Source organism: Aggregatimonas sangjinii (genome assembly GCF_005943945.1).
In the GTDB taxonomy this organism is placed as follows: domain Bacteria; phylum Bacteroidota; class Bacteroidia; order Flavobacteriales; family Flavobacteriaceae; genus Pelagihabitans; species Pelagihabitans sangjinii.
Genome location: NZ_CP040710.1, coordinates 1,529,925 through 1,554,199 on the forward strand (window position 1 = coordinate 1,529,925; position 24,275 = coordinate 1,554,199).

Here is a 24,275-nt window from a genome sequence, read left to right on the forward strand (position 1 = left end):
ACCTCACCAAGAATCTCGGTGAGGTTTTTTTCTTTTTGAATATGCTGAAGTTACTCGTCACAGACTACAGCATGCGCTATAACGTAGATGTCACCTGATAAATTTTGTGCAACCGTATATTGTCCTGGGGCAACAGTGGGCCTGCCATTTTTGGTAGGGAACATGTCATAACCGACATAGGTATGGGTTTCCGAAACGGTATAATTAGGGTCGATGTTGTAAGCAACGATTACCTCTCCGTTCGAATAGCTAACGTCCACCGATCCTACCAAAGCCCCTTTGCCAATGTCGCATTGGCCAGCCCCGGCATAAATTTCATAAGAGTAATTCCCTTCCGCTAACGGACCTATTGACCAACCCCAACGGTTAAAGCCATTGCCGATAAAGCAGGTGTCTCCGTTGTTACCCCTTGCAAAAGCTGTCTCACAGCCTCCTTCGTCAGTTTCACATTCTAATCCAAAGTTGAAATCGATAATCCATTTTTCCCCCTCGGAATTTACCATCCAACCCCATCCGCTAAGTCCATTTTCACCTGTGTTAGAATCCCAATTGGCACCTCCAGGCCCGACGTAAACACCGTAGTTAGGGGTGTTGATATCAGCAGGGTCGGGACGCTGCTCTACGGTAAACGTACCTTCCTCCAAACAGTCCCCACCAGCAGCCGTAATCGTACTCCTACTATCATCTATAACATAATACTGCATTGCTTCCGCGATGGCACCGGCACATCCTTCCGCTTTAAATTCACCTCCTGCGGAACTCCATTCAGCCCAATTTTTTTTATCCTTCAGCCAAACGTCGATGGTAACTACACACGTACCGAGCATACTGGTGCCTTGGATTCTTGCAGTATTATCATCATACTCGGAAAAACTCAAATTCTGTCCATCCGCAGACGCGAACAAGCCCTCCGTATAGGCAGTAGGGGTAGGTGGCCACCAAAAATTGTATTCCGTAAAACCGACATCGTTACAGTGGTCGGCATTTATCGCCAAGCATTCCTTTACTAAGTTAGGACTATCAGGTTTGTTTTTTTTCTTTGCTCCTTTTACAGCAGTGCTTTCTAAATCTTCCCCGTAACTTGTTTGATCCGCTTCACAGGATAAAAATACAAGACACAGGGCCAAAATAAACTTGGTAAGGTTTTTCATGATATATGGTATTTATTGGTTAATAAGGGAAGTACTGTAAATATATGAAATACAGCAGTTTATATCCAAAAAATACCGATAAACCACTTACTTAAGCGGTTGAATTAGCAATTAACGAGAAGGACTACTAACAACAGGATAGAATGGCTTACAAAAACCGTAATTAATTTTTAAGTCAGCGTTGGATTTTTTCTAATGGCTTCAATTATTGAGCATAACCGGCATGACCAACATGGTAATCGTTTCACCTTCGTCCAAACCATCGACCGGCGTGAGAATACCGGCACGATTGGGGAGGCTCATTTCCAATGACACTTCATCGGACGTCAGGTTATTGAGCATTTCGGTCAAAAACCTGGAATTGAAACCGATTTGCATATCATCGCCTTGATAAGCACACGTCAATCGCTCTTCCGCTTTGTTGCTGTAGTCGATATCCTCGGCTGAAATATTGAGTTCCGCACCGGCGATTTTCAACCTGATTTGATGTGTGGTCTTGTTCGAGAAAATAGAAACACGACGGACGGAGCTCAAAAACTGGTTTCTTGAAATGGAAAGCTTATTTGGGTTCTCCTTTGGGATAACCGCTTCGTAGTTGGGGTACTTCCCATCAATAAGCCTACAAATCAATTCGGTATCCTCAAAACTGAACTTGGCATTGCTATCATTATATGAAATGGTCACATCCGATTCACTTCCGGCCAGAATACCTTTCAAAAGTGTCAATGGCTTTTTAGGCATGATAAATTCCGCTACTTGGGAGGCACTGACATCCGACCGTTGGTACTTTACCAATTTATGTGCGTCTGTAGCAACAAAGGTCAGATGCTCTGTAGAGAATTGAAAAAACACACCGCTCATTACTGGGCGAAGATCATCATTGCCTGCCGCAAAAATAGTTTTGTTGATTGCAGAGGCCAAAATATCGCCCAAGATGGTCGTAGAGCTCGGGTCGGCCAATTCGACCGCCTTCGGGAATTCCGCACCATCGGCATAGGCCAAGGCATATTTACCGTGATTGGAACTGATTTCGACGGTGTTGTTATCTTCCACAACGAAAGTCAAAGGTTGTTCCGGGAATGTTTTCAAGGTCTCCAACAGCAGCCGTGCGGGAACAGCGATGACACCTTCATTATCGGAATCTACGGTCAGCACCGAGCTCATGGTAGTTTCCAAATCGGAAGCCGACACGGTAAGCTTGTTCTTTTCCAGTTCGAATAAAAAGTTATCCAAAATCGGTAGGGTATTGCTGTTGTTGATAACACCCCCCAATACCTGAAGTTGCTTTAAAAGATAGGTGCTGGATACTATGAATTTCATTTGGTAGTTTTTTCAAATTTTTAAGCCGGAAAATGCATCCGAAGATAACTCGTTATTTATGTCGCTCGAAGGCAAACAAAGATATTTGAATTCGTCTTTTTATCGAAACAAACTTATCAACAGCTACGAGCCGTATTTGCGCTTTCGAAAATAGTTGAACAATAGGCCAAAAATAGCGACAAGCACAACCGGAAGCCCAATATTCAGTAGCTGCCATTTGGTTCGCTGTTCGATTATTTTCTTTTCGTCCAAGAAAGGAATCGCCACTTGCTTGTTTCGAATGTTTATAAGTCCGGTATCATCCAAAAGATAATTGAAGGCATTTACCAAAAATTCCTTGTTGCCGTAATAATTACTCGTCCATTTGTCATAGCCCAATTCTAAAGGTCTGCCATTTCGTAATTGGTTTTTTATAATATCCCCATCGGAGACCACCAACATTTTATTCGTATTTCCTTTCTCCTTGATTCCCTCTAATTTTAGCGGCTTTACGCGGTTAGCGTATGCAGATGAAAAATCCCCTTCGATCAACACCGCCATGGCTTTTCCACCATTATTGAATACTTCCTTATCAGGAGGGGAATCGATCATGCTAAGCCTTACTTGCCTTGGCGTGGTATCTACCTTCGAAAGAGGCGAACTCTTTAAAATAATGGTTTTTGTATAGGCATTCGCTATGGTGTCAATGGCATTGGCAAACTGAAAACGTATTGCCTCCAGGTTCGTATTGATCGGGTGGTTGTTCTGGGAAAAGACCATTGGATGATAGAGCCATGGCAGAGGTTCGTATTGTGAGGCCTTGCCATCGCCCGTGGCCAACACAATTTGGGTAAAGTACATATCACTGATCAAGTTCGGATTAATTCGCACCCCATACTTGAAAAAGAAATCGGTAAGCCCCAATTCATAGGGTAGGGCAATCGCAGATCCGCTATTATTGAAAAGTCTATCCAACGCAATATTCACCTGATCGACCAACCATACGGATTTACCACCATTTACGATATACTGGTCAAGTACATATTTCTCCGCTTCGGAAAAGGCTTCCGTCGGTTTTGCCACTAGGGCTAAATCGTATTCTTTCAATTGGTTCAATACCTTTTGAGGGTTCGTTACCACCGAATCCAACGTAATTGCACCGATATTATAATAGTCGCGAACGGTGGTTAAGAAATCGGCAAGGTAAATATCCCCTAACTCTCCATTGCCCTTGATTACGGCAACTCGCTTCTTTTCGGTCAGGGTGGTCTTCGTAAAGGCATCGGCAAAGGCGTATTCTAGGTGTTGCACACTATTATTGATACGTTCTTCTGTGCTGGCCCCTTGCTTGTTTTTTAAAAGCGGCACTTTAACGGTTCTATTGTTGTACGTGACCATGGCCCATGGGAAGATGATTTCCTGAGATACCTTATTGTCGTTTTGTACCGTTACCTGCGTCGGCGTAAGGCCGAGCCCTTGCAATTCGGCGATGGTGGCATCAACTTCCGCAACACCGTCCAAAGGGTCTACGAAGGTGAACTCTATTTCGTCATTTTCGGCGGCGAACTCTTCGAGTAGTTGTTGGGTTTCCGTACGGAGTTTCACAAACTCAGGGGGAAGTTTTCCTTCCAACAAAACATCGATAATTACCGGGCTTGTAAATTTTTCAACAGTAGCAATCGATGGTTCGGATAGCGTATAGCGACGATCTTCCGTTAAATCGAAACGCGTATGTGCGAACTCCGCCAAAATATTGACGAGAACCAATATGGCTAAGGCTTTGAGCACCGGTATTCCTGTTTTTTTCATTACCGATGCTGGTTTTTAAGTTGAACGACGGTCAGAAATAGAAAAAAGAGGGTGAGCGATGCAAAATAGGTCAAATCACGGGTATCAATAACGCCGCGAGCAATACTTTCAAAATGGGCTTGCATGCCCAAACCCCGCACGAATACAGAAACTTGACCGTTAGGAATAAGGGTGGACACTCCCTCAAACCCATAATACAGCATAAAACAAACGACGATGGCAATGATAAAAACCGCAATCTGATTCTGCGACAGAGTAGATGAGAACACTCCTATGGCCGTATAGCAGGCAATCAAAAAAATAGCACCGAAATAGTAGCCTGCAACGAGGCCCATATCCAGATTGCCGACAGTAGTCCCCAATTGCGAGACGGTATATACATAAAGCAGGGTAGGGGCAAGTGCGATCAGTGCTAAGACCAAGGTGCCCAGAAACTTCCCTAAAACCGTTTGCCAAAGCGAAATCGGTTTAATCACCAAAAGTTCTAAAGTGCCCAGTTTTTTTTCCTCTGAAAAACTCTTCATCGTGAGAGCGGGAATCAAAAAAAGAAATATCCATGGCGCCAGTGAGAAGAACTTTCCCAAATCAGCAAAACCGTAATCAAAAATGTTGAAATCCCCTCTGAAAACCCAAAGGAATAGTCCGTTTAGGATCAGAAACAGGCCGACCACAAGATAGCCTACAGGTGAAGCGAAAAAAGATTGTATTTCTCGTTTAAAGATGGCAAGCATAGCTATCGTTTATCGTTCCGGGTTGATTTCATGGTTTTGGGAATTAGTTTTCTTGTACTTTGGTCAAACTCCACGCTTCGGGTTTTTTACTGAAAAGAACCTTCGTTTTTGCCCATACACCCATGAAAAGTTCAGATTTTCTGTAGGCTTCCAAAAAATCGGCGTGCTCCCAATGGCTATAGGTGAAAAAGACATTGCGTTGCTTTTCGTCTTGATACAATTCTAGGAAACTACAACCTTCAAAAGCACGAATCTTACCTCGGTGCATTTCAAAAATCCGTTCAAAACTAGCAATATTTTCGTGTTTGAAAGTCATTTTTACAATACGTACGAGCATTATAGGAAATTTATGGTAATGGTATCGCGATACTCCAGTCCCAGCAGATTGGAAGCGCCACCAACGGTATGCCGGTCGCTTTTGTAAATCGCTAATTCTATAAAATTGGCGGAGTTGAACAAGGCTAACAAGCTGCCTGCTCCGGCCCGTTTTCCTTTTTCAATAGAAAAATTTACAATATCACTGTACTTGTTATGAATGGTTTTGATTGCGGCTGTTCTAGCATTCAATTCAAAATCTCGTCCCTTACGATAGGCATCAAAGAAATTCTTATGAATATTGGTTACTACGTTCCCATAGTTATCGATATAAGCAACACTGCCTACGATTCTATTGCCATTATCGGTTACGCTAGGGGCGTCTTCTACAAGTTCCTTCAGTTCGGCAAAGGTTTTGCCGACGACTTCCAGAGTACCCCCACGCGCAATATGGCAAGCAACTTTCACAAAGACATCGAGCACCGGAAAAGAACCGTGTTCAGGATTGGGAATATCTATTTTGACTACTTTTTCAGGCATTATTTCAGAAGCGATCAAGCCTACAACCCCATTGTTGGCCGAAATAAAATAGTGCCCGTCGATCAAAACGGCAATATGCTGGTTTTCCGGAGTGGGTTCTGCATCTACCCCGACAATATGTACAGTGCCTTTGGGAAAATTTTTATAGGAATTCTTGAGGATGTAAGCACATTCATGAATGTTGAACGGACTTATCGCATGTGAAATATCAACAACCTTGGCATCGGCGAGTTCTTTATAAATACTACCTTTTAAAGCACCTACAAAATGGTCTTTAAGGCCAAAATCTGTAGTTAACGTGATAATTGCCATGCAGCAATGTTGATATGTTTTTGGTTATGAGAACCTTATTTTTTTTAACTTCGTTCAACAAAATTAAACAAAAAAACAGCCTTTGGAAATTTATATTTTAAGGTTGATTTGCAAAACACCGATATTCTTTGAACGAACTTATCCTAGAGCTTACAGACATTAGTCCCAGAGATTTTTTTGGACAACAAAACGAGAACATAGACCTTTTAAAAAAATATTTTCCCAAGTTGAAAATCGTCGCACGGGGAAGTAAAATTAAAGTATATGGCGACGAAGAGCTTCTAGAAGAGTTCGAAAGGCGTTTCGACATGATTACGGCGCACTATGCCAAGTACAATAAAATAGATGAAAACGCCATTGAACGTGTACTTACGAGCAATGTAGCATCCGATTATCAAACCCCGGAAAAAAGTGGGGAAACCTTGGTACATGGTGTCAACGGAAAATTGATAAAGGCACTCACGGTAAACCAGCGTAAATTGGTTGACGCTGCAAAGCGAAACGATATGGTCTTTGCCATAGGACCTGCCGGTACGGGCAAAACATATACCGGAGTTGCCTTGGCCGTCAAGGCCTTGAAAGAAAAACAAGTAAAGCGTATTATCTTGACCAGACCTGCGGTAGAGGCAGGCGAAAATCTCGGCTTCTTACCTGGGGATTTAAAAGAAAAACTGGACCCTTATATGCAACCGCTATATGATGCTTTGCGCGATATGATACCCGGTGAAAAGCTGAGTCACTTTATAGAAAACGGAACCATACAAATAGCGCCGTTGGCTTTCATGCGTGGTCGCACTTTGGACAACGCCTTCGTTATTTTAGACGAAGCCCAAAATACCACCCATGCCCAAATGAAAATGTTCCTTACCCGAATGGGTAAAAATGCCAAATTTTTGGTAACCGGAGATCCCGGTCAGATAGATTTACCCAGAAGGGTGATTTCGGGGCTGAAAGAAGCTTTGTTGGTTTTAAAGGATATTGACGGTATTTCCATTATTTATTTGGATGATAAGGACGTGATTAGGCATAAACTCGTGAAGAAGGTCATCGATGCGTATAAGAACATAGAGCATCAGAATTAAAATTACGGTAATAGTCGACGACTTGGGGTATGTGCCGTTTAAGAGGTGAGGGGTACACCTCGAATTATAAAGAATTTAGAATGAGTAACACCATTATCGACACCAACTTCGACTTTCCAGGTCAAAATGGTATTTACAAGGGTAAAGTAAGGGAAGTGTACCGTTTGGAAAACGATATTATGGTCATGGTCGCTACTGATCGCTTGTCCGCTTTTGATGTGGTCATGCCCAGGGGTATTCCGTTTAAAGGTCAAATTTTAAACCAGATCGCTACGAAAATGATGGCCGATACTTCCGACATTGTTCCGAATTGGTTATTGGCTTCACCAGATCCAAATGTTGCCATTGGTCATGCCTGTGAGCCATTTAAGGTTGAAATGGTCATACGGGGGTATATGTCGGGCCATGCCGCCAGGGAGTACAGAATCGGTAAGCGCATGCTTTGTGGTGTTCCCATGCCCGATGGGATGCAAGAGAACGATAAATTTCCAGAACCTATTATCACTCCTGCCACCAAAGCCGAAATGGGCGACCACGACGAGGATATTTCGCGTGAGGATATTTTAAAAAAAGGTATCGTTTCCGAGGAAGATTACACTCTTCTAGAACACTATACCAAGGCGCTGTTTCAAAGGGGAAGTGAGATTGCAAACAAAAGAGGCCTTATATTGGTCGATACGAAATACGAGTTCGGAAAGACCAAAGCGGGTAAAATCGTGTTGATCGACGAGATTCATACTCCCGATTCGTCCCGCTATTTTTATACGGAGGGTTACGAGGAGCGCCAAAAGGCTGGAGAGGCTCAAAAACAACTTTCCAAGGAGTTTGTAAGACAATGGTTGATCAGTAATAATTTTCAAGGGTTGGAAGGGCAAACAGTTCCTGAAATGAGCGATGCCTATATCGAATCGGTTTCCGAGAGGTATATTGAACTGTACGAAAATATCACCGCGGAAACTTTTGTCAAAGCCGATATAGCCAACATTCATAAGCGTATCGAGCAAAATGTACTCCATTATTTGAACGCGGAGTGATTCTCCATACAAGCCCACTCTAAGACCGTATCAAATGAAAAAAACGCTATACTTTCTTCTTTTTTTAGTTTTCTTCAACGGTTTTTCACAAGACAAAAAGTTTCAAGGACAAGCTCCTATAACAATTGTCCCGACCACTTCGCTTCCTGTACAAAAACAATGGAAAGGGGAATACACCTTCGAGAATCCGGACATCACATTTTCCAATGATTTTGATGGCGCGCGCTTAAATGGAATCGTAAAAAATGACGATGGGTCGTTCACGGCATTGATTACCTCCGAAAACACACCGGTCAATCCGAGCCCTTGGTATGCCTTCAAAGTGTGGTCTAAAAGTCCGCGTACGATAGAGGTGATGCTTACCTACCAGCAAGGTGCCAAACATCGTTATTTTCCGAAATTGAGTATGGATGGGCTGCGTTGGACGCCCATAGACTTAACCGATTATAAGGAATACGAAAAGGGGGCGGCAGACTTTGGCGCCGGCTCGTTGCCCGTAAAAGTGCGATTGAAATTGAACGTTGGGCAAACACCGCTTTGGGTTGCGGGACAGGAGTTACAGACTTTAAAGCATATGAAGGATTGGATAGACGAAATATCCAATAAAAAATTTGTGAACCAGCAGGTTATCGGTAAAAGTACCGAAGGACGGGATATGCATGTGATGACCATCGGAAAGGAAAAACGAAAACAAATGGTGATGGTCATTTCAAGACAGCATCCTCCAGAAGTTACGGGCTTTTTAGCTATGAAGTCATTTATAGAGACCATTGCTTCAGAGAGCCGTTTGGCCAAAAAATTCCGTAAAAAATTTACTGTCCATGTGGTCCCATTGATGAATCCTGATGGTGTGGATAATGGACACTGGCGGCATAGTAAGGGAGGAATCGATTTGAATAGGGATTGGAGTAACTTCAATCAACCGGAAACGCGGGCAGTAAGGGATTTTATGGAGGATAGGGTGGCCACCACCAATGGTAAATTCTATTTCGGGATTGACTTTCATTCTACCTGGGACGATATCTATTATACGGTAGACCCCAAATTAAAAGGGAATATGCCGGGCTTGGTAACCGATTGGTTGACGGCTGTAAAGAAAGAACTTCCGAACTACGAACCGAACATTAAACCGAACGATGAATTGATACCTACAGCCGTATCAAGAAACTATTTCTTCATTGCACATGGTGCCGAGGCCCTTGTTTTTGAAGTGGGAGACAACACCCCTCGGGATTTCCTTCACGAAAAGGCTGTGGTAAGCGCCAATGAATTGATGCGTTTGCTATTGGAACGATAAACCTATTGCCAAAAAAACCCCTTCAGAAATCTGAAAGGGTTATGAAAGAAGATGATTTTCTTTTTCGATTTATACTTGCTCGATAGATGTTCACTTGCGATGATTTCATCAATTCATTTCTTTGAACGAATCTACCTATGTAATACTGCCGAGTACTGTTGTAAAAATACTAATTACTTCAGAATTATTGAACCTCCCAAGGTCTTATCTTCTTTGACGGTTTCTGGATTTCCATAAATTTCAATAGTACCACCAGCAGTAACATTGGCGTCAACAAAATCGGATACGTTTACCATTGCTTTTCCGCCTGCGAGTATGGTAACATCGGTCTGATTCGAGCTAAGCTTTTCGGCGTTATATTGACCTCCGCTTCTAATATTAACGTCTTGATTTTCAGCACTGCCGGATATTGTTATTTCGCCACCCGTAACTGCTTTTGAATCTAGGTTTCGCGCATTTACACCAATAATAATCTTCCCACCTTCCTGCGAACGAACGGTTAAGTATTTTGACTCTAAATCGTCTTCCGAGGTAATCTTCGCCCCTTCATTGGCATCGACTAAACTAAGGTCGTTTGTATAATATAAGACCACATTAGTATCATTACCATCTAAAAAGTTATCCGCTTCCATTTTTATTTTTAATCGCCCATTATCGTTATCAATGGATACCTCTTGCGCGTCATCCCCCGAAACGACCGCCTTGTTCTCGTCACTTTTAACTAGCGTAACGTTAATTTGATCAAATACTTTAATTTCCTCGAAAGTTTCAAGTTCCACGGTCATATTACCTTCCTGTGCCATAGATGGCATTGCTGAAAAAAGCAAGGCCATACATAAAATTCTTAAATTTTTCATTTTTTCCTTTTTTTTAATTTTGATTCTTAAATGTTCTTACAGTCAAATGTATAACCGGACGCTAATATCGATTAGCTCTAAAAATATAATATTTGACGCGTCGCGATAGATTTGAAGCTATCTGGAATGTGCATTGGAGCATTTTACTCTTCCATAGTCTTTCAGATTCGCGAAAGTAAAATTGTTTCAACTTGTCATCCACCCATCTTAATACCTATATTTTAGTTCCTTATGATAATTCGAAGCCGACCATATCATTCAGGCGAAGGGATTACTGACATCAGAATTTTGTTTGGAGACGGCATTACCCTGCACCTAAGAAACCTTGCATTTTAGAACTGTTGCCTTACCAATTGTTTATTGTGGGAATCGATTGACTTCTATTATTGCGTTACGGTAATAGCGATAAGGATTAGCGGTACGAGTTCAATTTTATGTTCCTGAATCAACTGCCTTTGGCGCAATGTATAAGTCGTAATATTTCGATTGGAAGAATTTACTGGGATAAGAAAACTATAATTTGTTAGCAAACGTCTAGATAAAAGCGCTTTCGGTTGTTCTAGAATATTATATTTTCGTATTGTAGACAAATTTCAACAATATGGCATCAGGATTTTTCGCACTTCTCGACGATATCGCTGTCCTTATGGATGACGTTGCGGCAATGAGTAAGGTAGCGGCAAAGAAAACAGCAGGTATATTGGGTGATGACTTAGCGGTCAATGCCGAAAAAGCCTCAGGTTTCGTGTCGTCAAGGGAGATACCTGTTTTATGGGCTATTACCAAGGGATCTTTTTTTAACAAACTGATTATTTTGCCAATCGCATTTTTGCTGAGCGCATTCTTGCCGTGGTTGGTTACAGTTATTCTTGTTTTAGGAGGACTCTATTTGGCATATGAAGGAGCGGAGAAAATTTACGAATACATCGTGCCCCATGCGCATGAGAAAGAAAACTTGGAACTTCGTGAATTTTCGAAGGAAGAAATTTTGGCTATGGAAAAGGAAAAGATAAAATCGGCCATCGTAACCGATTTTATTTTGTCCATTGAAATTGTCATTATCGCTTTGGGTACCGTTGTTGAGGAACCACTAACCACACAAATCCTCGTAGTGTCTATAATCGCCCTAATTGCCACTGTAGGGGTATACGGTATTGTTGCACTTATCGTACGAATGGATGAATTCGGTGCAAAGCTCATTGCCCTCAACGATAAAGAAGATAGTGTTTCCGATAAGATCGGAATATTTTTGGTAAGTGCTTTACCCTGGGTAATCAAAGGTCTAGCCGTAGTTGGTACGCTGGCATTGCTCCTCGTTTCCGGCGGAATTTTTGTGCACAATATTCACTTTTTGCACGGGATGTTCGACAGTATCCCAGGCATAGTCGTGGAGTTTTTAACGGGTTTGATCGTGGGCTTTATCACACTTTTACTTGTTGTTGCTATCAAAAAAATCTGGAAAACTTTGCAATAATCGTTTTGCTAGTAGTCGCGAAAATCCAAGCTCAAAAGAGGGAATACTATTTATGTTTTTATCGAAAAGGTCTCGAGAAGGATGAAACCAAAATAATTATATCGCAAGTCTCAAGACCTAATTTCTAGTAATGGTATTTTTAGGCATTGTCCCTTGGTTGATGCTTTTCCTGCCTTTGTTTGACCTGATGATTTATTTTCTTACCATCGGTCTCTTTGTGATTGATTGCTTGTTCGCCGATACTCTGTTTTGTTTTTTCTATTTTGTTCTCTTTATTGTGTTCCATGAACTTGGTTTTAAAATGATTTATAGGTGGCCTAATTTTTAGACCATGTTATATTTAGTTATATAAAAGTCAGAAAGATTGTTTTTATTTCCTAGTGAACTTTGCCTTACTGATTTAGTTAGATACTAAAGGAGCTGGAAATTCCTTCGGCTATTTCCTTTCGATGGCCTTCGATGATGGATCGATTGAAATCAGTGAGGGAAGAATATTTCAGTACTTCTTCATACGCATCGAGGACGGTTTGTTCAGCTTTTTTACATTCTTCGAGAATCGCTGCCTTGCTGTTGCCCTTGAAAAATAAAATTACATCCGACCTTAATTGGGATGCTTTTTGGGATGTCTGACCCTGTTTGAGTGTTTCACCATTAAGGCGGATGATGATATCGGTCAGCTCATTGATCATGCTGGCTTTTTCTGCAGCTTTTACGACAAAGAATGATTTCAAATCTTTATCTTCAAGATGCTCGATACCACTTTTATAAGTGCTTTCTGCTTGATAATGCACACCTAACAAATCATTTAATAAATCTACAACTTGGGAATAACTCATATTTTAATTTTGATTTACAACTTCTAATTCACTTTTTTTAAAGTTCCAGAATATAAATAGCTTTAATTGTCGTTATAGGTTTTTTAATTGACGGAGTTGGTATTTACGATGGTTTCAACATCTATTGGGGATGGTATAGACCAAAATCGTTCGAAAAATCATGTCGTACATTTTTGGCTGTCTCGATGCCACAGGCTAGACATCTCTTTATGGAGACCATATTTATCTTGAAAAGCATTTAAATGTGAGTAAAGATATTATATGCTCAAAGCCCCTTCAATTTCCTTGAGAAGAGAATTTCGTTCTGAAAATCTTGTGAGTCTTAGCCGGGGCGTACGGATTAAGCCTTAATTGGCTAAACAATAAGAGTCTCTATGCAAATATAATTCTACAAGCCTAATTTCCTAAGTTTGAAAATACTTCTTCCAAATCTAAGCTAAGCGACAAGCGTAACTTGTTTCTTATAGGATTTTCTATTTGGGACAATCCGATTAAAAGAGCAACATCAACATCAACGTATCGACTTTGAAAACCACCTCCTAAAGCCCCAAATGAATCCGTTGGTCTATTTATACCATGAGAGTATCCTGTTCTAGCTGATAGTTTTTCCTTAAATATAAACTCCAACCCCATCGCCATTACCGAGCCTTCTAGTCCAAAACCGAGTTGCTCCCCATCGTCATTCTCAACATAGGAATCGAGCAACAATTTATATTCAGCTGTTACACCCAGTTGATTGTCTTGATTGAAGATAAAATCAAAACCCGCACCGACTTTTAAAGTAGATGGTGCGTAAATCTCAAAATTCTTTCTGTCATTTGAGGATTTTCCTCTTAAATTCGAAAAATTAAAGCCCGATCGCCATCTACCATTAAATTTGTTGTAGGCAATTTCGTTTCCATTATAGAAGCCCGACACATCGATACCGTATAAACTCGTGGCCGTCGTCTTACCAAAACCATTTAAATGAGGAGCCTTATTTTTTAAAGAAGTAAAATGACCACTTACGCCCATAGCGAAGACATCGCTCAAACGTAGCGCATAAGAACCGGCTATGGCCACCTCATGGGTGTCATAGAAACTTGCAAATTCTGTAAATTCATTTACCGAAAAAGCGTAATTACGAACACTCAAGGAATATGCACTACGGTCATCTACCTTATTATAGAAAATCAAGTTCAGCTGGGAAAAAGCCAAAAATTCATCTCTGTCAGCAAATATTTGTGTTATCCCAACATCAGCTTTCTTAGCAGCAAAAATATATTTGGATGGATTCCAGAATTGTGAGAAGGCATCGGTAGCTGTAGCGACACCTATGTCGCCTTGAGCGGCGGCCCTTGCATCTGTTGCAATGCTTAGGAATCCATCCCTTGGAGTTCCCACTAGCTGTTGTTGGGCAGATACGCCCACATAACAAAGCGATAAGTAAACGAACACCCTTATTTTCATACAGAACTTGGTCGGTCTAGGGCCAATTCGTCGATTTTCATCTCATGGCTCTAATCTAATAAACTGATTTATAAGCTGTTTCGTACTTCACCTTATTTAAATTAGCAACAAAAACATTAACTTATTGATTTACAGATTTTTATAAAAAATAATTATATGTGTATCGCAATTCAAAATATTTTTTATGAAGTATGACCTTACTAAAACTTGGCACCATATGAGGGGGTAAAGCTGGTAGACTAAGGATTCTTGTTTTATTTTTATGAAAAAACTCTCCCAGTGAAAGAACTTTAATAGAGCAGCGAATGGGGGTATGCCTATCCGCCTACTGGCGAATCCCCCGACCGCCTCTGGCGGATATGAATCCTGCTCAGCGGCCGAACTTTTTTCGCAGCCACGCTCTCCCGGCACCCGATTTCAGAAATTTCTCTCTTTTGATCGCCTCCGATTTGGTGGTGTAGAATTCCACATGCACGACTGTCCACGGTCTAAACTTCGTCGTATACCCTTTGGTGGCCAGAACGTTATGTGATTTGAAGCGTTCTATTAAAGAGGTGGTGTATCCCTTATAGAACTTGTCGTGCTTTTCGGAGTAAAGAATGTAGACTACGAACTCTTTCATCTTCTGTGAAAACAAAAACTCCCCGAATCGGGGAGTTTTGCAGTAGCGAGAGGGGGGCACGATCCCCCGTCCGCCTCTGGCGGATATGAATCCTGCTCAGCGGCCGAACTTTTTTCGCAGCCACGCTCTCCCGGCACCCGATTTCAGAAATTTCTCTCTTTTGATCGCCTCCGATTTGGTGGTGTAGAATTCCACATGCACGACTGTCCACGGTCTAAACTTCGTCGTATACCCTTTGGTGGCCAGAACGTTATGTGATTTGAAGCGTTCTATTAAAGAGGTGGTGTATCCCTTATAGAACTTGTCGTGCTTTTCGGAGTAAAGAATGTAGACTACGAACTCTTTCATCTTCTGTGAAAACAAAAACTCCCCGAATCGGGGAGTTTTGCAGTAGCGAGAGGGGGGCACGATCCCCCGACCTCCGGGTTATGAATCCGACGCTCTAACCAACTGAGCTACCTCGCCATTTTATTTTATCGATACTATTTCATCCTTGTTGGCCGATCTCCCGTCCGCCTCCGGCGGATATGAATCCGACGCTGTAACCAACTGAGCCCTGCCTGCCGGCAGGCAGGTACCTCGCCATATTATTTTATCGATACTATTTCATCCTTGTTGGCCGATCTCCCGTCCGCCTCGGGCGGATATGAATCCGACGCTCTAACCAACTGAGCCCAGCCTGCCGGCAGGCAGGTACCTCGCCATTTTATTTTATCGATACTATTTCATCCTTGTTGGCCGATTCCCCGTCCGCCTCTGGCGGATATGAATCCGACGCTCTAACCATTTCTTAGTTGCGACCATGTCACTTTAGCGGCTGCAAATATAAAGTTTAATTTCATCCCTTTCAACATAAGTTTCCCAAAAAAATATTACCACCGAATTATTTTTTTATCCTCTTTAAATATATATATTGCCGATATAATATAATGAAATGGATGATAAGGTAAAGTTTGAGATAGAGTTCGTGATACAGTCATCACCACAACTGCTATATACCTATTTAAGTACCCCTTCCGGGTTGTCTGAGTGGTTCGCCGATAATGTAAATTCGCGCGGAGAGCTTTTTAATTTTATATGGGATGGCTCTGAGGAAGAAGCTAAATTACTCAAACGCAAGAGTGACGAATTCGTAAAATTCGCGTGGGTCGACAATGAGGATGATAGCTTTTTTGAAATGAAGATCATCGTTGATGAGATTACCAAAGATGTTTCACTGTTCATTACCGATTTTGCGGATGAGGATGAAGTAGACGAGGCGAAAATGCTTTGGGAAAATCAAGTATCAAGTCTGAAACAAGTGTTAGGCTCAAAATAACAAAGAACTTTTATTGAAGTATATTTGGTCCCGATATTAACCGGGACTTTTTTATGAACAAAATTGACTTCAATGGTAGCCTTCTAGAAGGCGATAGTAACTTTCTCAGTCAGGGAAATCGAGGGTTACGATATGGCGATGCGCTCTTTGAAACGATGCGATGCTCGAATGGTATGATTTTCTTTTGGGAGGAGCATTACCTGCGTTTAATGGCCTCAATGCGTATGTTACGTATGGAAATTCCCATGAATTTCACGCTGGAAGTACTTGAAGATTCCATTCTCAAGCTTCTAGCTGCCAATGCTTTGGATAAAGGAGCGGCGCGCATTCGTTTTACCGTTTTTAGAAAGGACGGGGGATTATACCTTCCCAAAACCAATGAAATTTCATATACCATCGAGTCTGAATCACTCACCTCTCCGTTTTACGTATTGAATGAGGAGGCCTATGAGGTGGAACTGTATAAAGATTTTTACGTGAATCCTGATATGCTGTCCACATTAAAGACAAATAATAAAATCCTTAATGTTACCGGAAGCATATACGCGAAGGAGAACGGATACGATAATTGTCTGTTACTGAATACCGCAAAACAAGTCGTTGAAGCGTTGAACGGCAACCTTTTCATTGTCAATGGGCATAACGTAAAAACTCCCGCATTAAGCGATGGTTGTTTAAACGGCATTATTAGGCAGAAACTTATCGGGATTATTGAAAAGACGCAAGATGTTGAAATGGAGGTTGCGGCCATATCACCCTTTGAACTTCAGAAGGCCGATGAATTGTTCATAACCAATAGCATTGTTGGAATACAACCCATCACGAAATATCGCAAAAAGGAATTCAAGCACGAAATTGCAAAAAGTTTGTTGGGTAAATTAAATGCTTCGGCCAGACTGACCTCGACGAAATTTTAGGTGTTAAATTTACAAGGTTCACTAATTCAAACCTGGGTTCTCCGGTGCGTTGGACCATATCAAGTAGTTGCCACCTAATTCTACCATCTTTTCCTTCCAAAAGGCTTCTGAAGATTTTCGAATAAGCGCGCTATCGTAGTCGTTGCGTACGACAACCCATGATTTTGAAGAAAGTTCTTGATCCAATTGGAGCGACGACCAGCCAGAATACCCTAAAAAGAAACGAATGTCTTCCTCCGAAATCAATTTTTGGTTGATTAGGGCGATGGTCATTTCAAAATCACCTCCCCAATAGATCCCGTTGGAAATTTCGATACTGTTATCGATAAGGTGGGGTACTTTATGAATAAAATAGAGGTTATCCTGTTCTACTGGACCTCCGTTGTATACCTGAAACGGAATGTCGATTTCGGAGACCAAATCGCTGATACTGTATTCCAGTGGTTTGTTAAGAATAAATCCCACGGACCCTTCTTGGTTGTGCTCTGCGAGCAGCACTACGGAACGGTTAAAAGAAACATCGCCAGTTAGTGCAGGTTCTGCGATCAACAGCTTTCCTTTTTTGGGTTTAAGGTCTATCATGGGTTTTTCTTCACTAACTAAAATAAGGTATTTCTTATAAATAGCAAAAAACACAAAAAAAGCGTCCCGAATTGATTTCGGGACGCCATTTATATCTTTTCAAAAAAGATGTCTTAGTTTACAGCTTTGCTTAAATCTGCACCTGCTTTGAACTTTACAACATTTTTTGCTGCGATTTGGATAGTTTTACCAGTTGATGGGTTTCTACCTTCTCTAGCATTTCTTCTAGAAACGGACCAAGATCCGAAACCTACCAAAGATACTCGATTTCCTTTCTTAAGAGACCCCTCAACGTTGCCCAAGAAAGATTCCAATGATTTTTTAGCCGCGGCTTTTGTGATGCCAGCGTCAGCTGCCATTGCATCGATCAATTCTGTTTTGTTCATAATGTAATTAAATTAAATGTTGTTAAAATAATTTTTAATCGTCAAACAAATTTATACGGATTTGCTCGCAACGCAAGTAAAATGGGGGTAAATCCCCGATTTTGTTGATAACTCGGGGAGTTTGTTAATAAAGTAGGAGTTTTTTTCGGTTTTCCCGTAGCCCAATAACAACGGGGGTTTAGACCATTCGGGCATTTTTTTCAAATTGGTAGCCATTTAGAAGATCTTTGGTCGCCATTTTTCGCTTTCCCGAAAGTTGAATTTCAAGCAGGTGCAAATAACCACTGGGCGCCGCTACTTTCAAACTGTGCGCTTCACCTATCAGTGCGCCTATCGTCTCTTTATGTTTTACCTTTTCAACTGAGGTCTTATAAATTTTTATGGTACCCTCATCTTCACCATTTACAAAATTGCTCCACGCCACGGGATACGGACTCAAGCCACGCACCAGATTGTGGATTTCTTCAAGTGTTGACTGCCAGTTGATCTGACAGGTTTCCGTATAGATTTTATGGGCGGGACGTCGCTCTTTACCAGGGTCTTGCGGGGTTGTTTTCGCCTTATCTTCCTTTATAAGTTGTACCGTCCTCAAAACCAAAGCTGCGCCTTGGTGCATCAACCTGTCGTGCAACGTACCTGCAGAATCTTCTTCCGTAATCGGTACGGCCTTCTGAAGGATGATTTCGCCCGTATCTATTTTGTCATCTATGAAAAAAGTAGTGACACCGGTCATCGAATCCCCATTAATAATAGCCCAATTAATCGGCGCCGCGCCCCTGTAGTCGGGAAGGAGGGAGGCATGCAAATTAAAGGTTCCGTATTCTGGCATTGCCCAAACTTGTTTTGGCAGCATGCGAAAAGCCACTACGATTTGCAGATTGGCCTGTAATGCACGAAGTTCATTTAAAAAATCTTCATTCTTTAAATTCGTCGGTTGCATTAAGTGTAATCCGTTTTCCAGGGCAAACTGCTTCACGGCGGAAGGCCGCAGTTTTCTTCCACGACCCGCAGGCCTATCGGGAGCGGTGATGACTCCAACTATAGGATGCCCTTCATTTAACAAAGCGGCCAAGGTGGTTACCGCAAAATCGGGGGTACCCATAAAAACAATTCGTAAATCTCTCATACTATTTCATATTCGTTTCGTGAGTTGATCTTGATTCTTCGATCTTCAAGTAGCATCTTTATACCTTCCAAAACCAAGTTTTCCTCATAGTTTAAACTAGCGATAAGGCTTCTTGAACCACTATTCTTGAAATTCAAAAGTTTAATGATATCGTTCATTATGGCTTCCGAGTTTGTTTCGGCTTTAACCGAAATACGTCGACATACATCACAGATACCGCAATTAATGCGTACTTCCTCTTCAAAATAGTGTAACAATTGCTTATTTCTACATTGTTGGTCGTTTTTCACGTAAGCCAACATACTGTCAATTTGTGTCTCTTTTAGCCGGTGCCTTTCCTGTACTTTTTTGGCAAAGCTGTTAATAGTGATGTCGTCCTCCCTGGGGACTAGGAATACCAAGGAAAGATCGCTTTCCTGAGCGTCATAATCGATAATGGCATCCTTTTGAAGCTGCTCTAGTACCCTGGTTACCCTTGCTTCGTTTGTTTCGGCCTTTTTTGCGATTAGAAATGGATTTATTTTGGTCAAAAAATCAAATACGCCGCCGTATGTACGCAATATGGTCTGAACGATGGGAACAAGCCCCTGATTCTTTTCAAGGTACTCGAAAAGTTGCTGTTTGCCGACCAGTACCTGTACTATCGTTTTTTTGAAGAATGATTCGTTGAGCGAAATGACGGAATACTGATCCAATATGCGAAAGGCATTAAAAGCGAGCAACGTATTTAATTTATAGGTCTCGCAGAATGCGTTGAAATTCAATAAGAATTCGGTCTCAGGAAGTTCCCCATAGGAAATTTGAAAATAGTTGTTCAGCTTATTGTATACCATTTTGATGAAAGCGGTATCCGGCAATACACTCAAGAACTGGTTTTTTACCTGTTGCTCATCTGTTTTATTGGTAAGTAGGATTGCTTTGGCAGACGCTCCGTTTCTACCCGCCCGCCCGGCCTCTTGAAAATAGTTTTCGATACAATCCGGTATTTGGTAATGTACTATCAGTTCTACATCCGGCTTGTCGATTCCCATTCCGAAAGCATTGGTGGCCACCATCACTTTTACAGTATTCCTCAACCAAAGGTCAAGCCGTTTTTGTTTATCCTCTTTAGAAATGCCACCGTGAAAAAAGGTAGTTGAAATGCCTTGACCGACGAGATAAGAACATAACTCTTGGGCCGCACGTCTGGTGCTCACATAGACGATGGCGCTATTTTGAATTTTGGCACACCAGCTTCGTAGCCTGTATTTTTTGTCATCGGCCCAGAGAACTCCAAATGCAATATTTTTTCGTGCGAACGAATCCTTTACGACCAAAGGCTCCGAAAACAGAAGACTTTCGATAATATCATCGGCAACGGTCTGGGTGGCCGTAGCCGTTAAGGCGATTATAGGGCTTTCAGGTGCCAACTTTCTCAATTTTGCACATTCTAAATAGGCAGGTCTAAAATCATGCCCCCATTGCGAAATGCAATGGGCTTCATCTATAGCTATAAGGTTGACGGGCATTTGCTGAATGCGCTCTTGTACCAATTCTTGTTTGAGGCGCTCAGGAGAGAGGTATAAAAATTTGTAATTTCCAAAACAACAATTATCCAATAGGTCGATGATTTCATTTTGAGGAATGCCACCTGTAAGCGCAATGGCTTTAATACCTTTGTTCCTCAACGAATTCACTTGGTTCTGAATAAGTGCCACTAGGGGAGAGACTACGATACAGATACCCTCCATAACCAAGGCGGGAACTTGAAAGCAGACCGACTTGCCACCTCCCGTGGGCATGAGGGCGAGCACATCTTTGTTTTCTAAAATAGCGGTAATAACCTCCTCCTGTGAACCTCTAAATTCACTATGTCCCCAATAGGTATTTAATATGTGTTTGGGTGTGTGCACTAATTTGCCTCCAACTGTGTTAAAATGAACGCTATTCTATTTTCGACGGTAGCCTTGGGTACTTCGATTACCCCGTATCCTAACGCGGTGTAGCTCTCTTTCAAATGACGATGAATGGCCAAAGCCTCTTCGTAGCTTTCGAAGCGCTCGCTATCGGAAACGTAGATTTCCTTCCAAATGGGCAACAGAAAAACAGTGTCGTAGCGATGATTGGCGGCGATAGCTACGAAGGCCTCATCGTAGGTTTGTTTAAAATAATCCATATACGCCAAAACATCTGGAATTCCGCGATCAAAAAACACGATGGGTGCATCGCTATTTTCCGAGGCGTTATAATCCGTTAATCGGGCATCGATGATTTTTTCGTTAAAAGCCATTGGATCGGAAACGGTGGCAATCGGGTTTGTCGTAAGGTTCCCAAGTTCACCATTTTGCTTTGCTTTCAAGGTCATCAAGCGTATGACTTCGTGAAAACATTGATAACCATCTTTTTCAAGTGCATCGATCAAAGATGTCTTTCCCGTACTCGGACCACCTGTAATAACGATTCTCTTCGGGTTCAAATGTATTGAATTTAAGGTCAAAGTTAGACAATACGGACAAGCCTAAAAAATTGGGATTCGTTTATCGATCACATCGACTATCTTTGCAAAAAATCTTAATATGGCCGCCCAGAAATCCGACGAGTTTTATAAAAAATTGAGGGAACAACTGGCAGAGACCAGCAAATGGCCCTCCGATTATCTTTACAAGTTTATCGTACCCACTGATGGAAATAAAATAGAGCAAATCAACCATATTTTCGACAACACCGGTGCCGTTATAGAACTAAAGCAATCTAAAAAGGGAAAGTATACCAGCATCTCCATCACGGTAAATCGTAAAAATCCAGATGCTGTAATCGAAAAATATAAGGAAGTAGGTAGGGTAGAAGGCGTAATATCACTCTAAAATAGGTATTGCCGCATAATTTTGTTAATTTGCTCGCGTTATTAGGTTGACACTCTCCAAATTACAACACTCAAGAAAATCCTAGAATTTGAATTTAGTAGAAAACATTGAATACAATACGGAACGACCTCATTTGATCATTCCGGAATACGGAAGGCATTTCCAAAAAATGGTCGATCATGCCGTTTCGATAGAAGATCGGGCCGAACGCAATAAAATTGCAAACTCCATTATTGCGGTAATGGGGAATTTGCAACCTCACCTTCGGGACGTACCTGACTTTCAGCACAAGCTGTGGGATCAGCTTTTTATCATGTCCGACTTTAAGTTGGATGTAGATTCTCCATTTCCGATTACCAGTAAGGAGGTTTTGCAACAGCGGCCTGAACCATTGCCTTATCCACAAAACCATCCGAAATATCGATTTTACGGAAATAATATCAAACGAATGATCGATGTTGCGGTAAGTTGGGAAAAAGGCGACAAGAGGGACGGCTTGGAATACGCCATTGCCAATCATATGAAAAAATGCTACCTCAATTGGAATAAGGATACGGTAGACGATAAGGCCATTTTTAAACATCTCCTTGAATTGAGCGATGGACAGATAGACCTTACCGGCGAAAACCTCACGGAAAGTGGTCAGTTCTTGAAAAATAGAATCGCCAAGACGCCAAAATACAACAATGGCGGTAAAAAAAATCAAAGAAATAATAACAACCGCGGCAAAAAGCGGTATTAATAGTTCAACCTTAAATGGGAACATTTAAAATTGAGGGCGGGCATAAACTTGCCGGTGCGATTACACCCCAAGGCGCCAAAAATGAAGCATTGCAGATTCTTTGTGCAGTATTGTTGACGCCCGAAGAAGTAACCATAAACAACATTCCAGATATTGTTGATGTAAACAAATTAATTTCCCTTTTGGAAGACCTAGGGGTCAAAATTCAAAAGAAAGGAAAAGGGTCTTACGTATTTCGTGCGGATGATATCAATATCGATTATTTACAAACCGATCAGTTTAAGAAAGATGGTAGTGGTCTTCGAGGCTCCATCATGTTGGTCGGACCGCTTTTGGCACGTTTCGGAAAGGGTTACATCCCTAAACCGGGCGGTGACAAAATAGGTAGACGTAGATTGGACACCCATTTTGAAGGATTCATTAATCTCGGTGCAAAGTTCAGATACAATAAGACGGAACACTTTTATGGAGTTGAGGCCAAGAAATTAAAGGGCACTTACATGTTGCTCGATGAGGCTTCGGTAACCGGAACGGCGAACATCGTAATGGCAGCCGTACTGGCCGAGGGAACGACCACAATCTATAATGCGGCCTGCGAACCTTATTTGCAGCAGCTTTGTAAAATGTTGAATCGGATGGGCGCCAAAATCAGCGGTGTTGGTTCCAACATGTTGATCATAGAAGGAGTGGACAAGTTGGGCGGAACTACCCATCGTATGCTCCCGGATATGATCGAAATCGGCAGTTGGATCGGTCTTGCCGCGATGACGAAAAGCGAATTGACCATTAAAAATGTGAGCTGGGACGATTTAGGACAAATACCCAGTGTTTTTCGAAAATTGGGAATTACCGTCGAACGAAAAGGGGATGATATCTTCATTCCTGCCCACAAAGACGGTTACGAGATACAGAACTACATCGACGGTTCTATTTTAACGATTTCGGACGCACCATGGCCAGGAATGACACCTGATCTGCTTAGTATTTTAATAGTGGTGGCTACACAGGCCAAGGGGGAGGTATTGGTGCATCAAAAGATGTTTGAAAGCCGCTTGTTCTTTGTCGATAAATTGATCGATATGGGTGCGAAAATTATACTGTGCGACCCGCACAGGGCCACCGTAATCGGACACGATTTCAATTCGACCCTTAAGGCGACCACCATGGTCTCTCCTGATATTCGGGCAGGTGTATCGCTTTTGATAGCGGCACTTTCTGCAGAGGGTGAATCTACGATTCATAATATCGAGCAGATAGACAGAGGGTACGAAGACATTGATAACCGATTACGGGCAATCGGAGCCAAGATCGTACGTCTATAGAATATTAAAAGAAACCATATTTTTAATTCCCATTTCCATTTTTTGGAATTGGGATTTTTTTTATCTGTAATTTCACTATTTTGATTTGTTTATACTGGGTCGAAATCCCCTTCATTTATTCCGCTTAGCATACTGTAGCGCGCCAAGGAAAAACATTTTAATTACATCCTCATCCATAGTTATGTTCCTTCCCTATACGCTTCATTTCCCAAAGATTCCCAGTTGCTCAAA

At 41.7% G+C, this 24,275-nt stretch carries 26 protein-coding genes and 1 tRNA gene; 9 read left to right on the forward strand and 18 right to left on the reverse strand.

Annotated elements, in window-relative coordinates; genetic code table 11:
* Positions 1-50: 50 nt before the first annotated feature.
* The 6 genes from FGM00_RS06105 to FGM00_RS06130 form a co-directional block, all read right to left on the reverse strand.
* A complete protein-coding gene (locus tag FGM00_RS06105; RefSeq protein ID WP_138852044.1) occupies positions 51-1,151 on the reverse strand; it encodes a hypothetical protein in 1,101 nt (366 codons plus the stop codon).
* A 201-nt stretch (positions 1,152-1,352) separates the two neighbouring features.
* Positions 1,353-2,471: a DNA polymerase III subunit beta gene (dnaN, locus tag FGM00_RS06110; protein WP_138852045.1), complete on the reverse strand. Its 1,119-nt coding sequence runs from the start codon at positions 2,469-2,471 to the stop codon at positions 1,353-1,355.
* Positions 2,472-2,594: 123 nt separating this feature from the next.
* A complete protein-coding gene (gene gldG / locus FGM00_RS06115; protein WP_138852046.1) occupies positions 2,595-4,259 on the reverse strand; it encodes a gliding motility-associated ABC transporter substrate-binding protein GldG in 1,665 nt (554 codons plus the stop codon).
* Positions 4,259-4,990 (reverse strand): gliding motility-associated ABC transporter permease subunit GldF, encoded by a 732-nt coding sequence (gene gldF, locus FGM00_RS06120; RefSeq protein ID WP_138852047.1) that lies wholly within the window; start codon positions 4,988-4,990, stop codon positions 4,259-4,261. Before gldF ends, gldG begins: the two co-directional genes overlap by 1 nt.
* 43 nt (positions 4,991-5,033) lie before the next feature.
* Positions 5,034-5,327, reverse strand: coding sequence for a putative quinol monooxygenase (locus FGM00_RS06125; RefSeq protein ID WP_138852048.1), 294 nt, complete (start codon positions 5,325-5,327; stop codon positions 5,034-5,036).
* Positions 5,327-6,157 (reverse strand): SAM hydrolase/SAM-dependent halogenase family protein, encoded by an 831-nt coding sequence (locus tag FGM00_RS06130; protein WP_138852049.1) that lies wholly within the window; start codon positions 6,155-6,157, stop codon positions 5,327-5,329. The genes FGM00_RS06125 and FGM00_RS06130 overlap by 1 nt, the downstream gene beginning before the upstream one ends.
* Positions 6,158-6,285: 128 nt before the next feature.
* On the opposite strand from FGM00_RS06130, the gene FGM00_RS06135 reads away from it, so the two are divergent.
* From FGM00_RS06135 to FGM00_RS06145, 3 genes are all read left to right on the forward strand, one after another.
* The gene (locus FGM00_RS06135; protein ID WP_138852050.1) at positions 6,286-7,239 is read left to right on the forward strand and encodes a PhoH family protein; all 954 of its coding nucleotides are present in this window, start codon (positions 6,286-6,288) and stop codon (positions 7,237-7,239) included.
* Positions 7,240-7,319: 80 nt separating this feature from the next.
* Complete coding sequence (locus tag FGM00_RS06140) at positions 7,320-8,273, forward strand: phosphoribosylaminoimidazolesuccinocarboxamide synthase (RefSeq protein WP_138852051.1); 954 nt, start codon at positions 7,320-7,322, stop codon at positions 8,271-8,273.
* Positions 8,274-8,307: 34 nt separating this feature from the next.
* Complete coding sequence (locus FGM00_RS06145) at positions 8,308-9,570, forward strand: M14 family metallopeptidase (RefSeq protein WP_138852052.1); 1,263 nt, start codon at positions 8,308-8,310, stop codon at positions 9,568-9,570.
* 173 nt (positions 9,571-9,743) lie between these two features.
* Here FGM00_RS06145 and FGM00_RS06150 read toward each other — a convergent pair whose 3' ends face one another.
* Positions 9,744-10,427 carry a head GIN domain-containing protein gene (locus FGM00_RS06150; protein ID WP_138852053.1) on the reverse strand — a complete coding sequence of 228 codons (684 nt, stop codon included), beginning with the start codon at positions 10,425-10,427 and terminating at the stop codon, positions 9,744-9,746.
* Positions 10,428-11,028: 601 nt separating this feature from the next.
* Here FGM00_RS06150 and FGM00_RS06155 point away from each other — a divergent pair.
* On the forward strand, positions 11,029-11,901 hold the full coding sequence (locus tag FGM00_RS06155) for a DUF808 domain-containing protein (RefSeq protein WP_138852054.1): 873 nt from the start codon (positions 11,029-11,031) through the stop codon (positions 11,899-11,901).
* A 139-nt stretch (positions 11,902-12,040) separates the two neighbouring features.
* Here FGM00_RS06155 and FGM00_RS19770 read toward each other — a convergent pair whose 3' ends face one another.
* The 6 genes from FGM00_RS19770 to FGM00_RS06180 form a co-directional block, all read right to left on the reverse strand.
* Positions 12,041-12,187 (reverse strand): hypothetical protein, encoded by a 147-nt coding sequence (locus tag FGM00_RS19770; protein WP_175416193.1) that lies wholly within the window; start codon positions 12,185-12,187, stop codon positions 12,041-12,043.
* A gap of 118 nt (positions 12,188-12,305) precedes the next feature.
* Positions 12,306-12,737 (reverse strand): PA2169 family four-helix-bundle protein, encoded by a 432-nt coding sequence (locus tag FGM00_RS06160; protein ID WP_138852055.1) that lies wholly within the window; start codon positions 12,735-12,737, stop codon positions 12,306-12,308.
* A 396-nt stretch (positions 12,738-13,133) separates the two neighbouring features.
* Positions 13,134-14,186 carry a PorV/PorQ family protein gene (locus FGM00_RS06165; protein ID WP_138852056.1) on the reverse strand — a complete coding sequence of 351 codons (1,053 nt, stop codon included), beginning with the start codon at positions 14,184-14,186 and terminating at the stop codon, positions 13,134-13,136.
* 370 nt (positions 14,187-14,556) lie between these two features.
* Complete coding sequence (locus tag FGM00_RS06170; protein ID WP_138852057.1) at positions 14,557-14,808, reverse strand: GIY-YIG nuclease family protein; 252 nt, start codon at positions 14,806-14,808, stop codon at positions 14,557-14,559.
* Between the two features lie 96 nt (positions 14,809-14,904).
* A complete protein-coding gene (locus FGM00_RS06175; RefSeq protein WP_138852057.1) occupies positions 14,905-15,156 on the reverse strand; it encodes a GIY-YIG nuclease family protein in 252 nt (83 codons plus the stop codon).
* Positions 15,157-15,199: 43 nt separating this feature from the next.
* A tRNA-Met gene (locus FGM00_RS06180) sits at positions 15,200-15,273 on the reverse strand.
* A 469-nt stretch (positions 15,274-15,742) separates the two neighbouring features.
* Here FGM00_RS06180 and FGM00_RS06185 point away from each other — a divergent pair.
* Together FGM00_RS06185 and FGM00_RS06190 are read left to right on the forward strand one after the other, a co-directional pair.
* Positions 15,743-16,126: an START-like domain-containing protein gene (locus tag FGM00_RS06185; RefSeq protein ID WP_138852058.1), complete on the forward strand. Its 384-nt coding sequence runs from the start codon at positions 15,743-15,745 to the stop codon at positions 16,124-16,126.
* Between the two features lie 53 nt (positions 16,127-16,179).
* A complete protein-coding gene (locus FGM00_RS06190; RefSeq protein ID WP_138852059.1) occupies positions 16,180-17,043 on the forward strand; it encodes an aminotransferase class IV in 864 nt (287 codons plus the stop codon).
* A gap of 21 nt (positions 17,044-17,064) precedes the next feature.
* Here the strand turns inward: FGM00_RS06190 and FGM00_RS06195 are convergent, their stop codons facing one another.
* The 5 genes from FGM00_RS06195 to FGM00_RS06215 form a co-directional block, all read right to left on the reverse strand.
* On the reverse strand, positions 17,065-17,625 hold the full coding sequence (locus tag FGM00_RS06195) for a YqgE/AlgH family protein (RefSeq protein ID WP_138852060.1): 561 nt from the start codon (positions 17,623-17,625) through the stop codon (positions 17,065-17,067).
* A gap of 113 nt (positions 17,626-17,738) precedes the next feature.
* Positions 17,739-18,011, reverse strand: coding sequence for an HU family DNA-binding protein (locus tag FGM00_RS06200; RefSeq protein ID WP_138852061.1), 273 nt, complete (start codon positions 18,009-18,011; stop codon positions 17,739-17,741).
* 178 nt (positions 18,012-18,189) lie between these two features.
* Positions 18,190-19,137, reverse strand: a complete 948-nt coding sequence (fmt, locus tag FGM00_RS06205) for a methionyl-tRNA formyltransferase (RefSeq protein WP_138852062.1) — start codon at positions 19,135-19,137, stop codon at positions 18,190-18,192.
* Positions 19,134-21,029: a RecQ family ATP-dependent DNA helicase gene (locus FGM00_RS06210; RefSeq protein ID WP_138852063.1), complete on the reverse strand. Its 1,896-nt coding sequence runs from the start codon at positions 21,027-21,029 to the stop codon at positions 19,134-19,136. The genes fmt and FGM00_RS06210 overlap by 4 nt, the downstream gene beginning before the upstream one ends.
* Positions 21,029-21,592, reverse strand: coding sequence for an AAA family ATPase (locus tag FGM00_RS06215; RefSeq protein ID WP_138852064.1), 564 nt, complete (start codon positions 21,590-21,592; stop codon positions 21,029-21,031). The genes FGM00_RS06210 and FGM00_RS06215 overlap by 1 nt, the downstream gene beginning before the upstream one ends.
* A 100-nt stretch (positions 21,593-21,692) precedes the next feature.
* Between FGM00_RS06215 and FGM00_RS06220 the strand changes: the two genes are divergently transcribed.
* The 3 genes from FGM00_RS06220 (at position 21,693) to murA (ending at position 24,044) form a co-directional block, all read left to right on the forward strand.
* Positions 21,693-21,980, forward strand: coding sequence for a DUF493 family protein (locus FGM00_RS06220; RefSeq protein WP_138852065.1), 288 nt, complete (start codon positions 21,693-21,695; stop codon positions 21,978-21,980).
* An 88-nt stretch (positions 21,981-22,068) separates the two neighbouring features.
* Positions 22,069-22,722, forward strand: a complete 654-nt coding sequence (locus FGM00_RS06225) for a DUF4290 domain-containing protein (RefSeq protein WP_138852066.1) — start codon at positions 22,069-22,071, stop codon at positions 22,720-22,722.
* 14 nt (positions 22,723-22,736) lie between these two features.
* Complete coding sequence (murA, locus tag FGM00_RS06230; protein WP_138852067.1) at positions 22,737-24,044, forward strand: UDP-N-acetylglucosamine 1-carboxyvinyltransferase; 1,308 nt, start codon at positions 22,737-22,739, stop codon at positions 24,042-24,044.
* Positions 24,045-24,275: the final 231 nt, after the last annotated feature.

Coding starts and splice junctions, on each gene's coding strand:
- FGM00_RS06160 (WP_138852055.1), bottom strand. CDS start 12,737: ATGAGTTATTCCCAAGTTGTAGATTTATTAAATGATTTGTTAGGTGTG.
- FGM00_RS06190 (WP_138852059.1), top strand. CDS start 16,180: ATGAACAAAATTGACTTCAATGGTAGCCTTCTAGAAGGCGATAGTAAC.
- FGM00_RS06130 (WP_138852049.1), bottom strand. CDS start 6,157: ATGGCAATTATCACGTTAACTACAGATTTTGGCCTTAAAGACCATTTT.
- FGM00_RS06125 (WP_138852048.1), bottom strand. CDS start 5,327: ATGCTCGTACGTATTGTAAAAATGACTTTCAAACACGAAAATATTGCT.
- gldF (WP_138852047.1), bottom strand. CDS start 4,990: ATGCTTGCCATCTTTAAACGAGAAATACAATCTTTTTTCGCTTCACCT.
- FGM00_RS06165 (WP_138852056.1), bottom strand. CDS start 14,186: ATGAAAATAAGGGTGTTCGTTTACTTATCGCTTTGTTATGTGGGCGTA.
- FGM00_RS06105 (WP_138852044.1), bottom strand. CDS start 1,151: ATGAAAAACCTTACCAAGTTTATTTTGGCCCTGTGTCTTGTATTTTTA.
- FGM00_RS19770 (WP_175416193.1), bottom strand. CDS start 12,187: ATGGAACACAATAAAGAGAACAAAATAGAAAAAACAAAACAGAGTATC.
- dnaN (WP_138852045.1), bottom strand. CDS start 2,471: ATGAAATTCATAGTATCCAGCACCTATCTTTTAAAGCAACTTCAGGTA.
- FGM00_RS06170 (WP_138852057.1), bottom strand. CDS start 14,808: ATGAAAGAGTTCGTAGTCTACATTCTTTACTCCGAAAAGCACGACAAG.
- FGM00_RS06200 (WP_138852061.1), bottom strand. CDS start 18,011: ATGAACAAAACAGAATTGATCGATGCAATGGCAGCTGACGCTGGCATC.
- FGM00_RS06140 (WP_138852051.1), top strand. CDS start 7,320: ATGAGTAACACCATTATCGACACCAACTTCGACTTTCCAGGTCAAAAT.
- fmt (WP_138852062.1), bottom strand. CDS start 19,137: ATGAGAGATTTACGAATTGTTTTTATGGGTACCCCCGATTTTGCGGTA.
- FGM00_RS06155 (WP_138852054.1), top strand. CDS start 11,029: ATGGCATCAGGATTTTTCGCACTTCTCGACGATATCGCTGTCCTTATG.
- FGM00_RS06175 (WP_138852057.1), bottom strand. CDS start 15,156: ATGAAAGAGTTCGTAGTCTACATTCTTTACTCCGAAAAGCACGACAAG.
- gldG (WP_138852046.1), bottom strand. CDS start 4,259: ATGAAAAAAACAGGAATACCGGTGCTCAAAGCCTTAGCCATATTGGTT.
- murA (WP_138852067.1), top strand. CDS start 22,737: ATGGGAACATTTAAAATTGAGGGCGGGCATAAACTTGCCGGTGCGATT.
- FGM00_RS06185 (WP_138852058.1), top strand. CDS start 15,743: ATGGATGATAAGGTAAAGTTTGAGATAGAGTTCGTGATACAGTCATCA.
- FGM00_RS06220 (WP_138852065.1), top strand. CDS start 21,693: ATGGCCGCCCAGAAATCCGACGAGTTTTATAAAAAATTGAGGGAACAA.
- FGM00_RS06195 (WP_138852060.1), bottom strand. CDS start 17,625: ATGATAGACCTTAAACCCAAAAAAGGAAAGCTGTTGATCGCAGAACCT.
- FGM00_RS06150 (WP_138852053.1), bottom strand. CDS start 10,427: ATGAAAAATTTAAGAATTTTATGTATGGCCTTGCTTTTTTCAGCAATG.
- FGM00_RS06145 (WP_138852052.1), top strand. CDS start 8,308: ATGAAAAAAACGCTATACTTTCTTCTTTTTTTAGTTTTCTTCAACGGT.